The sequence below is a fragment of the Algiphilus aromaticivorans DG1253 genome, assembly GCF_000733765.1.
GTDB classification, from domain to species: domain Bacteria; phylum Pseudomonadota; class Gammaproteobacteria; order Nevskiales; family Nevskiaceae; genus Algiphilus; species Algiphilus aromaticivorans.
Genome location: NZ_JPOG01000001.1, coordinates 3,411,985 through 3,425,312, shown reverse-complemented (window position 1 = coordinate 3,425,312; position 13,328 = coordinate 3,411,985). Strand labels below are relative to the sequence as shown.

At 68.1% G+C, this 13,328-nt stretch carries 15 protein-coding genes; 2 read left to right on the top strand and 13 right to left on the bottom strand.

The genetic code is table 11. From position 1 onward, the window contains the following. Positions 1–27: 27 nt before the first annotated feature. Together U743_RS15965 and U743_RS15960 are read right to left on the bottom strand one after the other, a co-directional pair. The gene (locus tag U743_RS15965; protein ID WP_043769700.1) at positions 28–228 is read right to left on the bottom strand and encodes a hypothetical protein; all 201 of its coding nucleotides are present in this window, start codon (positions 226–228) and stop codon (positions 28–30) included. Positions 229–254: 26 nt separating this feature from the next. Next, positions 255–1,238 carry an alpha/beta hydrolase gene (locus U743_RS15960; protein ID WP_043769697.1) on the bottom strand — a complete coding sequence of 328 codons (984 nt, stop codon included), beginning with the start codon at positions 1,236–1,238 and terminating at the stop codon, positions 255–257. A gap of 213 nt (positions 1,239–1,451) precedes the next feature. On the opposite strand from U743_RS15960, the gene U743_RS15955 reads away from it, so the two are divergent. After that, positions 1,452–2,237: a DUF2189 domain-containing protein gene (locus tag U743_RS15955; RefSeq protein ID WP_043769694.1), complete on the top strand. Its 786-nt coding sequence runs from the start codon at positions 1,452–1,454 to the stop codon at positions 2,235–2,237. Here U743_RS15955 and U743_RS15950 read toward each other — a convergent pair. The 11 genes from U743_RS15950 to U743_RS15900 all read right to left on the bottom strand — a co-directional run bounded on the left by U743_RS15950 (position 2,227) and on the right by U743_RS15900 (position 12,614). Further along, entirely contained in the window at positions 2,227–2,433 is a 207-nt protein-coding gene (locus U743_RS15950) for a DUF2905 domain-containing protein (protein ID WP_043769690.1), read from the bottom strand. The genes U743_RS15955 and U743_RS15950 overlap by 11 nt on opposite strands. 1 nt (position 2,434) lies before the next feature. After that, entirely contained in the window at positions 2,435–3,499 is a 1,065-nt protein-coding gene (gene hemE, locus U743_RS15945) for a uroporphyrinogen decarboxylase (protein ID WP_043769687.1), read from the bottom strand. Beyond that, positions 3,496–3,918 (bottom strand): type II toxin-antitoxin system VapC family toxin, encoded by a 423-nt coding sequence (locus tag U743_RS15940; RefSeq protein WP_043769685.1) that lies wholly within the window; start codon positions 3,916–3,918, stop codon positions 3,496–3,498. Before U743_RS15940 ends, hemE begins: the two co-directional genes overlap by 4 nt. Further along, on the bottom strand, positions 3,915–4,139 hold the full coding sequence (locus tag U743_RS15935; protein ID WP_043769683.1) for a hypothetical protein: 225 nt from the start codon (positions 4,137–4,139) through the stop codon (positions 3,915–3,917). The genes U743_RS15940 and U743_RS15935 overlap by 4 nt, the downstream gene beginning before the upstream one ends. A 65-nt stretch (positions 4,140–4,204) precedes the next feature. Next, complete coding sequence (pyrF, locus tag U743_RS15930; protein ID WP_043769680.1) at positions 4,205–4,918, bottom strand: orotidine-5'-phosphate decarboxylase; 714 nt, start codon at positions 4,916–4,918, stop codon at positions 4,205–4,207. Continuing rightward, positions 4,918–5,226, bottom strand: a complete 309-nt coding sequence (locus U743_RS15925) for a CcdB family protein (protein WP_043769678.1) — start codon at positions 5,224–5,226, stop codon at positions 4,918–4,920. The genes pyrF and U743_RS15925 overlap by 1 nt, the downstream gene beginning before the upstream one ends. 9 nt (positions 5,227–5,235) lie before the next feature. Further along, positions 5,236–5,478: a type II toxin-antitoxin system CcdA family antitoxin gene (locus tag U743_RS15920; RefSeq protein WP_043772526.1), complete on the bottom strand. Its 243-nt coding sequence runs from the start codon at positions 5,476–5,478 to the stop codon at positions 5,236–5,238. Between the two features lie 61 nt (positions 5,479–5,539). Beyond that, positions 5,540–6,799 (bottom strand): oxygenase MpaB family protein, encoded by a 1,260-nt coding sequence (locus U743_RS15915; protein ID WP_156966474.1) that lies wholly within the window; start codon positions 6,797–6,799, stop codon positions 5,540–5,542. Between the two features lie 75 nt (positions 6,800–6,874). Further along, on the bottom strand, positions 6,875–8,329 hold the full coding sequence (locus U743_RS15910; protein WP_043769676.1) for an efflux transporter outer membrane subunit: 1,455 nt from the start codon (positions 8,327–8,329) through the stop codon (positions 6,875–6,877). Next, positions 8,326–11,454 carry an efflux RND transporter permease subunit gene (locus U743_RS15905; RefSeq protein WP_043769673.1) on the bottom strand — a complete coding sequence of 1,043 codons (3,129 nt, stop codon included), beginning with the start codon at positions 11,452–11,454 and terminating at the stop codon, positions 8,326–8,328. The genes U743_RS15910 and U743_RS15905 overlap by 4 nt, the downstream gene beginning before the upstream one ends. Then, positions 11,454–12,614: an efflux RND transporter periplasmic adaptor subunit gene (locus U743_RS15900; protein WP_043769670.1), complete on the bottom strand. Its 1,161-nt coding sequence runs from the start codon at positions 12,612–12,614 to the stop codon at positions 11,454–11,456. The genes U743_RS15905 and U743_RS15900 overlap by 1 nt, the downstream gene beginning before the upstream one ends. Before the next feature lie 93 nt (positions 12,615–12,707). On the opposite strand from U743_RS15900, the gene U743_RS15895 reads away from it, so the two are divergent. Next, a complete protein-coding gene (locus U743_RS15895) occupies positions 12,708–13,316 on the top strand; it encodes a TetR family transcriptional regulator (protein WP_043769668.1) in 609 nt (202 codons plus the stop codon). Positions 13,317–13,328: the final 12 nt, after the last annotated feature.

Sequence of the window (13,328 nt, the reverse complement as noted above, 5' to 3'; positions counted from 1 at the left end):
GGCCAGCGCCGGGAAGCCGCGACTGCCTCAGGTATCGCCTTGTGCGGTGCGCAGCACCGTCTCCACCTCCAGCTCGCGCATGGCTTGAATGGCGATCTCCCAGCGGCCTTCCGCGCAGAGGCCGCTGATGCCGGCGTCCTCCCAGGCTGCCAGCGCGGCATCGATGCAGGCACGGCGCACAGCCTCGGCCTGCTTGCGCTGGGCGCTATCGGGTTCGTCTTCGCTCATGGGGCCTCCGTGGCGGATTCGCGCCCTCAGTCTGCCTCTTGTACCGGCTTCGCCGACAACAGGGCATCGGCGGCTTCGACCACCCCGCGTCGCGCAGCAGGATCCAGAACGACGCCGGCGTGGCCGATACCCGGAAGCACGCGCACCGGGATGTCCATCGCATCCTGCCGCGCGAAGACTTCGGCGAAGGCTTGCGGGTGGAAGACAGCGTCGTCGCCGCCGACCAGCACACGCGTGGGGCGCGCAACGGCGGCAACCTCCGCGCGCCAATCCGTGCGCGGCCGGAAGTTGATGGCCAGGCGAAATCCGTAGCTCGGCGTCAGCCCGCTGTTCGCGTCAACGGCGAAGCGCATGACGGGCAGATGGTGAAAGGCACGGATGCCGAAGCCATCGAGCAGATGCAGGGCGATCAGGCGCGGCACGCCGACGCGCACCCAGCCACCAGCGTCGGGGCGGTAGGTTGGCGCTTCGTGACTGACGAAGGGCGCGAGCAGCAGATAGCCGTCGAAGGCATCGGCGTCGGGCCCGGCCGCCACGCGCAGCGCGAAACCGCCACCGGAGGAGAAGCCGGCGAGCAGACGTGGCGCCGGCGGCTGCACGGCAGCGAGGAAGTCGGCGAGGTCGTCCTCGAGCTGGCCGACATAGGCGATGCGCCCGCGTGGGCCCGAGTCACCGTGACCGCGGATGTCCAGCGCGTAGGCGTTGAGGCCCGCCGCGGCCAGGCTTTTCGCCAGCGGCTGCATGGCGCGGCTGTCGCCCGCAGAGCCGTGCACCAGTACGACGCTTCCCCGCTCCGGCGACTCCGCGGGAGTGTTCCGGTAGGCCAGCTCGGTGCCGTCGCGTGCCTTGAAGCTCTGCAAGGCCGGCGGATCGATCGCCGCGCGCTGGAAGGTACCGACGATAGCCGAGCGCCCCTCGGGCGCTGCCGGGCCGCCCCAGACCAGACAGGCACCGAGCATGCTTGCCGTAAGGGCCAGAAACCCACCGACGGCGAGGAGAAATGCCTTCATGCGTTGGGTGCTTCTTTGGTTTGTGGGTGGAGCTCAGCACGAGACTGATGCGAATCATCGCAGGATCGCGCTGAAGATCCGGCCGCCTTCGCCATCCATGCAGATCGCAGCGAGCGTGGCCCGGAACAGGCTTGACGCGCCTGCATCGAAAGGCGAATGGCATGAGGTACAAGCGCATCTATGATGGGAGCCATCGCCTAGCCGTGCATCGCCATGAGCCGCTCCGAAAGCTCCGACAAGCCTTTGCCGATCTGCGCCGACTGCCGCGTCCTGGACTGGCGCGCGCCCTTCGGCTGGCTCCGGCGCGGTTGGGCCGACCTGCAGCGCGCGCCGAGAACGAGCCTGAGCTATGGGCTGATAATGGTGGCGCTGAGCTACGCGATCACCGCCGCGGCCTGGTATTTCGGCAATCTCGGCCTCTATCTCGGCGTACTCAGCGGCTTCGTCTTTATCGGGCCGGTACTGGTCATGACGCTCTACGCCGTCAGCGCGCGGCTGGCCGCCGGCGCCGAGGTATCGATCCGCCGCAGCTTGCAGGACGCCGGCCGCACGCTGAGCGACGCGGCGATCTTCGCGCTGATCCTGCTCGTGGTGTTCCTGGTCTGGGCGCGCGCCGCGACGATGATCCACGTCTTCTTTCCCATGGGCGGCGAGGCGGACTGGCGCGCATGGGCGACCTTCCTCGGCATCGGCAGCGCCGTCGGGGCGATGTTCTGCGCCTTCATCTTCATGGCCAGCGCTTTCTCGCTTCCCATGATGCTGGACCGCAGAGCCGACACCGTCACGGCGGTGATCACCAGCGTCAACGCCACACTGCGCAACAAGCCCACCATGGCCGTGTGGGCGCTGTGCATCGGCGCCTTCGTCACCGTCGGCGTGCTTACCGGCTACATCGCCTTTGCCGTTCTGCTGCCCTGGATCGGCCACGCGACATGGCATGCCTATCAGGAGACGATCGATGCCAGTGCCTGGCCGCGGCGGCACCTGACTAGCGGTTGAAGAGATTCAGTATCACGCTCAGCACGAGGCTGACGATGACCATCGAGGTGATCGGGATAAAAACATTGCCCTTGTCGCCTTCGATGCGGATATCGCCGGGTAGGCGCCCGAACCAGCTCAGCAGCCAGGGCGCATGATGCAGCACGAGGCCGACAACAACGAGGGCAAGGCCGGCCAGGATCAGCCAGCGCGCCATCTCAGCTCCGGTGGTAGGCGGGCGATAGCTCGTGAACGGCTTCGACCATGGCCGCGGCGCGCTCGGGGTCCACGCCCGGCGTGATGCCATGGCCAAGGTTGAAGATGTGGCCGGGGCCCGCGCCGTAGGATTCGAGGACTTCGCCAACGGCCTCGCGGATGCGCGCCGGGCTGGCGAAGAGCATGCTCGGGTCCAGATTGCCCTGCAGCGCGACGCGGTTCCCTACGCGGGCGCGGGCATCGCCGAGATCGGTGGTCCAGTCCAGCCCGAGGCCGTCGCAGCCGGTCTCGGCCATGATCTCCAAATGCTGGCCGCCGTTCTTGGTGAAGAGCGTCACCGGCACACCCGGATGATCGCGCCGGATGCGCTCGACGATGTGGCGCATCGGTTCCAGCGAGAAGCGGCGATAGGCCGCTGGCGGCAGCGCACCACCCCAGGTGTCGAAGACCATGACGGCCTGGGCGCCGGCCTCGACCTGCGCCGACAGATACTGCGCGCTGGCCTCGGCCAGCGTCGACAGCAGCGCGTCGCCCAGCTCCGGGCGGTCGTAGATCAGCGCCTTGATGTGCGCGAAATCCTTGCTGGAGCCGCCTTCCACCATGTAGGTGGCCAGCGTCCAGGGACTGCCGCCGAAGCCGATCAGCGGCACGCTGCCGGCCAGGGCGTCGCGGATGGTGCGCACGGCATCCATGACGTAGCCGAGGCTGTCGTTCGGGTCCGGCACCGCCAGCGCACGGATGGCGCGCTCGTCGCGCACCGGATTGGCGAAGCGCGGACCCTCACCCTCGGCGAAGGACAGGCCCAGGCCCATGGCATCCGGCACGGTGAGGATGTCCGAGAACAGAATGGCCGCGTCCAGATCGAAGCGACGCAGCGGCTGCATGGTGACCTCGCAGGCCAGCTCCGGCGTGCGGCACAGCGTCATGAAATCGCCGGCCTTCGCCCGCACCTCGCGGTACTCAGGCAGATAGCGCCCGGCCTGTCGCATGATCCAGACCGGCGTGCGGTCGACGGGCTGGCGCGCCAGGGCGCGGAGGTAGCGGTCATTCTGCAGGGGCGCGCTCAATTCAGACTCCAGTCGGCGAGAAGAACTGCGCTGCCGGCAGCGGCAGTGCGGTCGAGATAACGGCGATCAGCGGTAAGCAGCCGCCCCGCGCGGTGCAGGGCCATGGCGTGATAGATGGCATCGTAGAAGGTCACGCCATGCGCGCGCACCAGCGCCAAGCCGGCTTCGACTTCTGCGGGCTGGGGAGGGCAGAGGCTCAGCGGCAAACGCTGCAACGCCGTCATGGCCAGCGGCGCATCCTCGGGGATGCGCCGGCCGAGCGTATTGCCGACTTCGTAGAGCGCCAGATCCGGGGCCACCGCCGTGACGTGCTCGCGGGCAATGGCGTCGCGCAGCTGCACGGCGCTTTCGCGATCCCCTTCGTCGTCGACGATGAACCACTTGATGAGGACCGAGGCGTCAACGACGAGTGGATTCATTGCCGCTCGCGATCTGAGCGCAGCCAATCGACAGCGCTTCCGGGCTGCGCCGTATGGCGAGCGCTGATCTCATCCATCAGCCGACAGGCCGCATCCGCATCGCGGCGCTTCAACCACTCGGCCACGGCCTGATTCACCACACGCGAGCGCTCGCCACGCGGCGTTTGCTGCAGGGCTTCCCAGACGTCGTCGTCAAAGACGATATTGCTGCGTACGCTCATGGCCTATACACACAATTCATGTGTATGAACATGGTATCGGATCACGGTGCCGGCTGCGAGGCGTCTCAGGCAGCGGCCGCCTTGATCTCGGCGACGATGGCCTCGGCCGTCGCACGCGGATCGGCCGCGTCGCGTACCGGGCGACCGACCACCAGATAGTCGGCGCCGGCGCGGATGGCGTCGGTGGGCGTCATGATGCGTTTCTGGTCAGCTTCTTCGCGGTTCTCCACGGGGCGAATGCCGGGCGTGACGCAGACCAGGCTGCCGCCGGCCTCGGCCTTGAGGCGCGCGACTTCCAGGCCGGACGACACTACGCCGTCGCAGCCGGCTTCCAGCGCGCGGCGGGCGCGCGACAGCACCAGATCGGCGATATCCACCTGGAAGCCGAGATCATCCATGTCGCCCTGATCGAGGCTGGTCAACGCCGTGACGGCCAACACGCGCGTGTGCCCGGTCTTGGCGGCCGCGGCCGCTTCCATGATCGACTGGTTGCCGTGCACGGTGCAGAAATCGGCGCCGCGCTCGGAGAGGTTGCGCACCGCGCGCGCCACGGTCTCCGGGATGTCGAAGAACTTGAGGTCGACGAAGACCTGCTTGCGCCGCGCCTTCAGCTCGGCGAGCAGCTCGAAGAAGCCGGGCGCCATCGCCAGCTCCATGCCGATCTTGTAGAAAACCACCGTATCGCCGAGCTGGTCGACCAGCGTACGGGCGGCGTCAGCGGTGGGGAGGTCGAGGGCGACGATGAGGCGGTCGCGGGCAGCAATATCGGTTTGGGGCATCAGTAGCCGAGCAGGAGGAAGTCGAGGGCCATCATGATGACCGATCGCCCCGCATGAAGGTCAGCGACCGGCCGGCGCAACTCCTGTGCATCAATGGCTGCGAGATCGGAGGTTGCCATGACCACCTCCGTGTCAGAGATGGTGAAGACCGGATTCAGCCGCGAATAGAGGGGGCCATAGCGCAAACGACGAACCAGTGGCACGACAACGCGCGAGCCGGTTTCGACCCAGTCCGACTGCACATCGAGCAGATAGGGAATCGCATCCTCGCCGCCACGCTCGTTGTAGTAGGCCGTGAACTGGGCCAAAGCTACAACCTAGAAGCGGACAAGGTGCTGGTTCCACATCCCTTCGCGGCGAATGCGCTCCTTGTGATGCGCAATCGCCTCGCGGTTTTCTTCCTTCCAGCGACGACCGCGGTCTTCACGCAACTGCGCGACCAACGCCGCTTCGAAAGTTGCCGACAGGTTCATGCCGTGGGCGCGCGCCTCATTCAGCAGATCCTCGCGGACCGAGAGATTCACGGACTTCTTGGCGGGGGCGGCGTCGTCCGGGGCCATGGCAAGCTCCTGCAGGTGCGCTTTATGCGCATGATACATGCGCATGATGGCCGCACCAGCCTTATCCGGACGCCTCGCTCCCGTCCGCGACAGCGGCCAAGCCCTGCTCGCGGCCGGCGAAGTGCAGCTTCACCAGTTCCTCGTGCGCGCGGCGGCCACGGCGCGCCAGGCGCTCGCGACCACCCGGCAGCAGGCGGTGCGCCAGGTGCCAGCCGAAGGTGGCCGGCGCAGAGACGAGCGGATACCAGGGCGGCATCCACGCCGGCAGCCCGAGGTGGCGCATGCCCTTGCCGCCCACGAACATCCGCGTCACCGACAGATGCCGCGCCTGCTCGAAGCGCGCGCGCAGCTGCCGCGGGAAGGGATAGGGCACACCCAGCGTCTCCTCCATCAAGGCGCGACCGAGCTGGCGCGTGCTGTCGTCCGGCGGCGTCTGGGCCAGAGTGATGTGATAGAGCAGCCTGCGGCCTTCCTGCTCGTCGTCGGTCAGCCAGGCTTCGTCGACGCCGATCAGCCAGGCGATGGCTTTCCACAAATGCATGACGGCGTGCGCATCGCGCTTGGTTACAGGCACGCCGAGCAGCCGCGCGGCCAGCAGTTGCACGACGCTGAAGCCGAGGAAGGTGGCGGCCATGTCGGTCTGATTGATGGGGAGGCCCATTTCTTCCACGGACCAGTCCGCGCGATCGAGCAGGCGCCTGCGGATCATGGCGTGCAGCACCCGCACGTGCAGCGTGCCGCGGTAGCCCTCGGCGAAGCGCTGCAGGCCGTTGTCGGCCGTCACCGCGACGACCCATTTCATGGTCTCGGCGATGCGCCTTGGGGTGCCACCGTCCAGCGCACCGGTGAGGATCAGCGGCTTGTTGAGCGCCGAGGCCTGATAACCGCCCATCAGCGCCACATCGCGCAGGGCGTAGTGCGAACTCATGCCCAGCTCCTGGATGACGCGCGCGCCGCGGGCACAGAGCGCGGGGTCCACCCAGTCCGGCAGCGGCTCGACGGTGGCGAAGAAGGCGCGCATGGGTTCCGGCGCTTCGGGCACGGCTTCGATACCCTGTGCCAGCGCGCGCTGCAGCAGCGGCCATGCCTTGCCCATGCCCTGCGCCTGCATCCATTCGACGAGGGCGTCGGCAGCCGGGTCGCCGTGCATCAGCGCCTCGCCGATGGCCTGCCAGCGCTCGGGCGCAGGCTCGGCGTCACCGCGGATGGACCAGCGCAGACCCGCGGTCAGCTTGCGCTGGCCAGCCGTGTCGGCACCGTGCCGGCGCGGAATGAAGCCGGATCGGGTTTCGGGAGCCGCCGGCGCCGTGCTGCTGTCCATCGCGTCCTCCTTGGTGGCATCGCCGCGCTTGCGCGCGGCCACCAATGTAGGCGCCAAGCAACGACACGACAAGTGTCAGTTTCTCCCGCCTTCCCCTTCCTTCTGCCCGGCCAGGCCAGCCGCGGCCTCAGGATTCCAGCCGCCGCCAAGCGTCTTGAACAGGGTCGCCGAGGCGGTCAGTCGCCGCTGCAGCGCCTCGCTCAGGGCCAATTCCGCGTCCAGCAGGGCCCGGCGCGCGTCGAGCACGGTGAGCAAGTCGGTGGCGCCGGCCTCGTAACGCATCTCGGCCAGCTCGGCGGTTTCGGTGATAGCCGCCACCTGCTCGCGCAAGGCATGCACGCGGTCGTGGGCGGCTTCGAAGCTGAACAGCGCGTCGCGCACCTCGCGGAAGGCGGTCTGCACGGTGGACTGGTACTGCAGGGCCGCCTGATCGCGCAGCGCCTCGGCCTCTTCGACATTGGCACCGCCGCGGCCAAAGTCCAGCACCGGGCCGAGCACCGAGGCACCAATGCTCCAGGCCTCGGCGGCACCGGTGAATAGGTCGCCCGAGTCGGCAGCCGTGCTGCCGATCAGCCCGGACAGGTTGAGGCTGGGCAGGCGGGCAGCCTGCGCGGCGCCGATACCGGCATTGGCCGCGCGCAGCGCCGCCTCGGCCGCCCGGATATCGGGTCGGCGCTCCAGCAGCTCCGAGGGCAGGACTTCGGGATAGCGATTCAGCACCTCGATATCGGCGAGGCGCCGGTCTTCCAGCGTCATGCCCTCGAACAGCTCGCGCGGCGAGGCGCCGACGAGGATCGCCAGCGCGCTTTCGAGCTGGTCGAGGCGCTCGCGCTGGTCGGGCAGCCGCGAGCGCGCCGTGGCCAGCTCGCTCTTCGCCTGCAGCAGCACCAGCCGATTGACGGCACCTGCGTCGTAGCGCAGCTGCTGCAGCCCCAGCGACTCCTCGCGCGTGGCGACGGCATCCTGGGTGATACCCAACTGGCGCTGCGCCGAGCGGTACTCGAAGTAGGTGGTGACCAGATCCGCGATCAGGCTCAGGCGCACGGCCTCGCGCGCGAAGACATTCTCGGCGAGTTGCGCGGCTGCGGCTTCGCGCTCACGTGCCAGCCGGCCCCAGAGGTCGAGTTCGTAGCCGAGCACGCCGGAGACCGAGAACAGCGAGCGCGTAGAACTGGAGGCGCCGGGGATGCCGAAGGCCGCGCCGGGTTGCTGCTGGCGGCTGGCCTCGGCCTGCAGGTCGACGCTGGGCAGCTGATCAGCCTCGGCGAAGCCGAGCCGCGCGCGCGCCGCACGGATGCGCGCGGCCTGCTCGCGCAGCTCGAGGTTGTCGGCCATGGCGCGCTCGATGAGGCGGTTCAGGGCGGGGTCGTTGAAAGCCCGCCACCACGCCTGCCAGTCGGCGCCGTCGCGCTCCACCGTCTCGGGCAGGGTCAGCAGCTCCGGCAATTCGGAGGCCGGAACGCTGTGCTGCGGGCCGAGCAGGCAGCCCGAAAGCAGCGCCGCAACGGGCAGCAGAATCAGCGCTCTCATGCCGAGGTCTCCTCGTGCCCGCGACGCGCCCGTATCCAGTCGCTCAGCTCTTCCAGCAGGCAGTAGATCAGCGGTACGAAGAGCAGCGCCAGCGAGCTGGCGAGCACCATGCCGCCGACGACGACGGTGCCGATCTCCTGCCGGCTGGCGGCGCCTGCGCCGGTCGCAAAGACCAGCGGCAGCGTGCCGATGATGAAGGTTAGCGCCGTCATCATGATGGCGCGGAAGCGCTGGCGCGCCGCGGCGATGGCGGCTTCCACGGCGGTGTGACCCTCGCGCTTGTTCTGCGCGGCGAACTCGACGATAAGGATGGCGTTCTTCGCCGACAGGCCGATGAGCACGAGCAGACCGACCTGGAAGTAGATGTCGTTCGGAAAGCCGCGCAGCCACATCGCCACCGCCGCACCCAGCACAGCAAAGGGTACCGCGCTGGCCACCGCGAAGGGCAGCAGCCAGCGCTCGTACTGGGCAGCGAGAATCAGCAGCACCATGATCAGGCCAAGGCCGAAGGCAATGCCGCCGGCACTGCCCGCCGCGTCGAGCTGGAAGGCCTCGCCAGTCCAGCCGATACCGTCGCCAGCCTGCAGCTGCTGGGCGGCGACCGCCTCCATCGCGGCCTTGGCGTCACCGGTGGTGTAGCCCTCGACCGGCTCAGCCAGCACCTTGGCGCCCGGATTGACGTTGAAACGCGCCAGGATGTCGGCACCGCTTTCGCGCTCCAGCGTCACCAGGCTGGACAGCGGCAGCATCTGGCCGCCGTCACCGCGCACGAAGACCTTGTCGATGTCCTTCGCCTGGTCGCGGAAGGTGGCCTCGGAGGACACGCGCACCTGCCAGATGCGGCCAGCCAACGAGAAGTCGTTGATGTAGAGCGAGCCGAAGGTCGACTGCATGGCCTCGAAGATGCTGTCGATGGGTACGCCGGCCGCCTTGGCTTTCTCGCGATCAACATCGGCACGATAGCGGGGATAAGTGGCATCGAGCGTGGTGCGCACCTTGGTCAACTCCGGACGCTGCTTGGCCGCTGCGACGAAGCGATCGGCGCGCGCGGCCAGCTCCTTCGGCGAGAGGTCGCCCGCAATCTGCAGATAACCTTCGACACCGCCGGTCAAGGACAGGCCGCGGATCGGGGGCGGCACGAAGCTGACCACCTCGACCTCGGGTAGCGAATCGCCGAGTTCCGCGACGCGCTTGGCGACCGAAGCGGCGTCCTGATTCGACCCGCCACGCTCATCCCAGTCGGTGAGCTGGATGAAGCCCACCCCGGAGTTGCTGCGCAGCGCACCGGCGACGATATCGAAGCCGGCGAACATCACCGCGCCCTCGATTTCCTCCATGGCGAGAATCTTCTCGGTCAGGGCGTCGCGCGCTGCCTCGGTCCGGTTCAGGGCTGCAACCGGTGGCAGTTGCGGCGCCACCAGCACCAGCCCCTGATCCTCCTGCGGGACCAAGCCGGTAGGCAACGCGCTGAGCGCCAGCAGCATGGCGCCGATGGCGCCGGCGAAGCCGACGCTGCCGATGATGCGGTGGTGAAGCAGATAGCTGACCACGTGCGTGAAGCCGCGAGTCAGCGCATCGAAACCGCGATTGAAGATGCGGAAGGGGGCAGCAACGGTCTGCTTTTGACCACCCAGCAGCAGCGCGCACATCGCCGGTGTCAGGGTCAGCGCAACCACGCCCGAAACGATGACGGCGATGGCGATGGTGACCGCGAACTGGCGGTAGAGCTCGCCCGTCAGCCCGCCCAGGAAGCTCACCGGCGCGAAGACCGCCGCCAGCACCAGGGTCGAGGCCACCACCGCGCCAGCGACCTGCTCCATGGTGCGCACGGTGGCGTCGCGTGCCGACAGCTTCTGCTCGTGCATCAGGCGGTCGACGTTCTCCAGCACGATGATGGCGTTGTCGACGACGATGCCGATAGCCAGCACCAGGCCGAATAGCGTGAGCAGGTTCACCGAGAAGCCCAGCGCCTGCATGCCGGCGAAAGTGCCGATCAGCGACACCGGAATCGCCAGCACGGGAATCAAGGTCGCACGCAGATGCTGCAGGAATGCGAAGGTCACCAGCACCACCAGCGCGATGGCGATGAGCAGCGTGATGATGACCTCCTTGATGGAGATCTCGACGAACTCGGTGGTGTCGTAGGGAATGTCGTAGGCCATTCCCTCGGGCAGCTCGGCGCCGATCCCGGCGAGGGTCTCGCGCACGGCCGTGGCCGTCTCCAGCGCGTTGGCGCCCGGCTGCAGATAGACCCCCATGGGCACCGCCGATTCGCCGCGATAAGTCGCCGAAAAGGCGTAGTCCTGCGCGCCCAGCTCTACGCGCGCCACATCGTCTAGGCGCAGCGTGCCGCCCTCGTCATCGGCGCGCAGGATGATGCGCTCGAAGTCCTCGACCTCGCTGAGCTGGCCGCGCGTGGCCACCGTGAAGCTGAAGGCCTGCCCGGCGGGCGCCGGCTCGGCGCCGATGCGGCCGGCTGCGAACTGGGCGTTCTGCTCGCGCAGCGCGGCGGCGACGTCGGAGGGCGTCAGGCCGAAGTCGGCGAGCTTGTCGGGCCGCAGCCAGATGCGCATCGAGTAGTCCTGCGCGCCGAAGAGCCGCGCATCGCCGACGCCCGGGATGCGCACCAGCTCGTCGAGGATGTTGATGAGCGCGTAGTTGCTGATCTCCAGGCTGCTGAAACTCTCGTTGGGAGAGGCCAGCGTGGCGACCATCAGGATGTTGTTGGAGCGCGCCTGCACGCGCACGCCCTGGTTGCGCACCGCCTGCGGCAGCCGCGAGCTGGCGGCCTGGACGCGATTGTTGACGTTGATCGCGGCCTGGTCCGGGTCGGTGCCGATATCGAAGGACACGGTCAACTGCAGGCTGCCGGAATCGGTGCTGTTCGACTCCATGTAGATCATGTTGTCGACGCCGTTGATCTCCTGCTCCAGCGGCGCGGCCACGGATTCGGCGATCACCTCGGCGCTGGCACCCGGATAGCTCGCCTGCACCGAGATCTGCGGCGGCGTGACGTCCGGGTACTGCTCCACCGGCAGCACACCCAGCGTGGCGCTGCCCGCCAGGGTGATGATGATGGAGATAACCGCCGCAAAAATGGGTCGGTCAATGAAGAAGCGCAGCATCAGCGGCTCCCGTCGCCGGATTCCTCATCCGCGTCGAGCAGGCGCACCGTGTCGCCGTCGGCCAGGCCCGCGAGACCACTGACGATGAGGCGGTCACCCGCCTCGGGTCCGGAGTGCAATACCTGCTTGCCGTCGATGACCGGGCCCAGTTCCACATCCACCGCTTCGGCCTTGTCGTCGCTGAGGACGAAGATCTGTGGGCCATCGTCGCCCTGCGCGACAGCCTTCTCGGGAATGAGGAAGACGTCCTCCAGTTCCTCGAGCAACACCCGAATGCGCAGGAACTGGCCCGGCTGCAGCACATCTTCGGGGTTCGGGAAGATGGCGCGGGCGCGCACAGTGCCGGTATCGGGATCGATGCTCGCGGCGGTGAAGTCGACGCTGCCGTCACGCTCGTAGATCGCGCCGTCGGGCAGCAGCAGCTTGGCGCGCGCGCGTGCAGCACCGTTGTCAGCTGCGGCTTCGCGCACGCGGCGCGCCAAGGCATCGGCTTCCGGCAGAGAGAAACGCAGATGCAGCGGGTCGAGCTGCACGATGGTGGTGAGCAGGGTGCCGCGCTCCACCAACGTGCCTTCGGGAACGGTTTCCAGTCCAGTGACCCCGGCCACCGGCGCGCGCACCTCGGTGTAGCTGAGCTGCAAACGTGCGTCGTTACGGCCGGCCTCTGCCATGGCCCGCTGGGCGCTCGCCAGATCCAGCGCCGAGCGCGCCTGATCACGCTCACGCGTGCTGACCGCATCACGCTCGTAGAGCCCCTCGATGCGCTCCCACTCGCGACGAGCCTCGTCGACGATGGCGCGCGCGTTGGCGACCTCGGCCTCCGCGCGCTGCAGCGCGATCTCATAGGGCCGGGGGTCGATGCGGAAGAGCTGCTCGTCGGCTTCGACGCGCGCGCCCTCATCGTGCGTGCGGGCTTCCAGGATGCCCTCGACGCGCGCGCGCACCTCCACCTCGCGCGCACCGCGCAGACGGCCCGGATAGACGCCGTGGCGCGAGACATCTTCGGTGCGGAGTTCCGTCACGCGCACGGGGGCCGGCACATCCGGCTCCTCCTTGGCCTCGTCATTACCGCAGGCAGCGAGCAGACCGATCAACACCAGCGGAAACAGAAGACCCGGCGCACGCAACGCACGCCGGGAAAGGGGGGAAGACAGGGTCATGGCGGGGTCCTGACGAACTCTGGCGCTGAGCGCCATTTACATACATTTATGTATGTATACTAGCGAAAGTTCCGCAACTGTCAAACTCCGTCCATGCGCCGCACCAAGGAACAGACCGCCGAAACCCGCGAGGCGCTGCTCGACGCCGCCGAGCAAGTCTTCTTCGATCGCGGGGTGGCACGCGCCACGCTGGAGGAAATCGCACGCGAAGCCGGCATGACGCGCGGCGCGCTCTACTGGCACTTCACCGACAAGGAAGCGCTCTACGCGGCCATGCTCGAGCGCGTGCGCCTGCCTTTGCTGGAAACCGAGCTGGCGGCGTCGGACCTCAGCGACCCCTTTGCCGCGCTGGAGCGATTCGCGGACAAGGCGCTGGAACGCATCGCGCACAACGAACAGATCTGGCGCATCCACGTCATCATCATGCTCCGCCGCGAGCGGCTGCCGGGCAACCCCGGCATGATCGACATCGAGCGCCAGCTGCGCGGCCACATCGCCGCCGCGCTGGGCGACTGCTTCCGCCGCGCCAAGGTACTGGGCATGCTGCGCGAGAGCATTCCGCCCGAGCGCGCCGCGCGCGGGTTCCAGAGTCAGCTCATCGGTCTGATCTACGTCGGCATCCAGGACCCCGACGCCTTTCGGCTGCACGCCGACGGCGTGGAGATGATCCGCGACCTGCTGGCGGGGTACCGGGCGGCCTGAGCATTCCCGGCA

Excerpts from the sequence above, each read along its gene's own strand:
- U743_RS15965 (WP_043769700.1), bottom strand. The coding sequence starts at position 228 with ATGAGCGAAGACGAACCCGATAGCGCCCAGCGCAAGCAGGCCGAGGCT.
- U743_RS15960 (WP_043769697.1), bottom strand. The coding sequence starts at position 1,238 with ATGAAGGCATTTCTCCTCGCCGTCGGTGGGTTTCTGGCCCTTACGGCA.
- U743_RS15955 (WP_043769694.1), top strand. The coding sequence starts at position 1,452 with ATGAGCCGCTCCGAAAGCTCCGACAAGCCTTTGCCGATCTGCGCCGAC.
- U743_RS15950 (WP_043769690.1), bottom strand. The coding sequence starts at position 2,433 with ATGGCGCGCTGGCTGATCCTGGCCGGCCTTGCCCTCGTTGTTGTCGGC.
- U743_RS15940 (WP_043769685.1), bottom strand. The coding sequence starts at position 3,918 with ATGAATCCACTCGTCGTTGACGCCTCGGTCCTCATCAAGTGGTTCATC.
- U743_RS15935 (WP_043769683.1), bottom strand. The coding sequence starts at position 4,139 with ATGAGCGTACGCAGCAATATCGTCTTTGACGACGACGTCTGGGAAGCC.
- pyrF (WP_043769680.1), bottom strand. The coding sequence starts at position 4,918 with ATGCCCCAAACCGATATTGCTGCCCGCGACCGCCTCATCGTCGCCCTC.
- U743_RS15920 (WP_043772526.1), bottom strand. The coding sequence starts at position 5,478 with ATGGCCCCGGACGACGCCGCCCCCGCCAAGAAGTCCGTGAATCTCTCG.
- U743_RS15915 (WP_156966474.1), bottom strand. The coding sequence starts at position 6,799 with ATGGACAGCAGCACGGCGCCGGCGGCTCCCGAAACCCGATCCGGCTTC.
- U743_RS15910 (WP_043769676.1), bottom strand. The coding sequence starts at position 8,329 with ATGAGAGCGCTGATTCTGCTGCCCGTTGCGGCGCTGCTTTCGGGCTGC.
- U743_RS15905 (WP_043769673.1), bottom strand. The coding sequence starts at position 11,454 with ATGCTGCGCTTCTTCATTGACCGACCCATTTTTGCGGCGGTTATCTCC.
- U743_RS15900 (WP_043769670.1), bottom strand. The coding sequence starts at position 12,614 with ATGACCCTGTCTTCCCCCCTTTCCCGGCGTGCGTTGCGTGCGCCGGGT.
- U743_RS15895 (WP_043769668.1), top strand. The coding sequence starts at position 12,708 with ATGCGCCGCACCAAGGAACAGACCGCCGAAACCCGCGAGGCGCTGCTC.